The organism is Paenibacillus sp. 22594 (genome assembly GCF_052044425.1).
Taxonomy (GTDB): domain Bacteria; phylum Bacillota; class Bacilli; order Paenibacillales; family Paenibacillaceae; genus Paenibacillus_AQ.
Genome location: NZ_JBQENA010000056.1, coordinates 1 through 374, shown reverse-complemented (window position 1 = coordinate 374; position 374 = coordinate 1). Strand labels below are relative to the sequence as shown.

Annotated in this window: 4 tRNA genes; all 4 read left to right on the top strand. The window is 52.7% G+C overall.

Features of this window, described 5'->3' with window-relative positions:
• Position 1 precedes the first annotated feature (1 nt).
• The 4 genes from ACTJKB_RS30975 (at position 2) to ACTJKB_RS30960 (ending at position 372) form a co-directional block, all read left to right on the top strand.
• Positions 2–76 (top strand) — tRNA-Gln (locus ACTJKB_RS30975).
• A 40-nt stretch (positions 77–116) separates the two neighbouring features.
• Positions 117–192 (top strand) — tRNA-Lys (locus ACTJKB_RS30970).
• A 17-nt stretch (positions 193–209) separates the two neighbouring features.
• Positions 210–293, top strand: a tRNA-Leu gene (locus ACTJKB_RS30965).
• Positions 294–300: 7 nt separating this feature from the next.
• Positions 301–372 (top strand) — tRNA-Gly (locus ACTJKB_RS30960).
• The last annotated feature ends 2 nt before the right edge of the window (positions 373–374 follow it).

Genomic DNA, 374 nt, shown 5'->3' with positions numbered 1-374 from the left:
TTGGGGATTAGCCAAGCGGTAAGGCAACGGACTTTGACTCCGTCATTCATAGGTTCGATTCCTATATCCCCAGCCATCTTCACATCACAAGGTGAAGTTAAGATTTAGTGCATTGAGAGCCATTAGCTCAGTTGGTAGAGCACCTGACTTTTAATCAGGGTGTCGAAGGTTCGAGTCCTTCATGGCTCACCATTTTTCTTCTAAAGTGTGCGCGTGTGGCGGAATGGCAGACGCACCAGACTTAGGATCTGGCGTTTTACGACGTGGGGGTTCAAGTCCCTTCACGCGCACCATGTTTTTGCGGACGTGGCTCAGCGGTAGAGCATCGCCTTGCCAAGGCGAGGGTCGCGGGTTCGATTCCCGTCGTCCGCTCC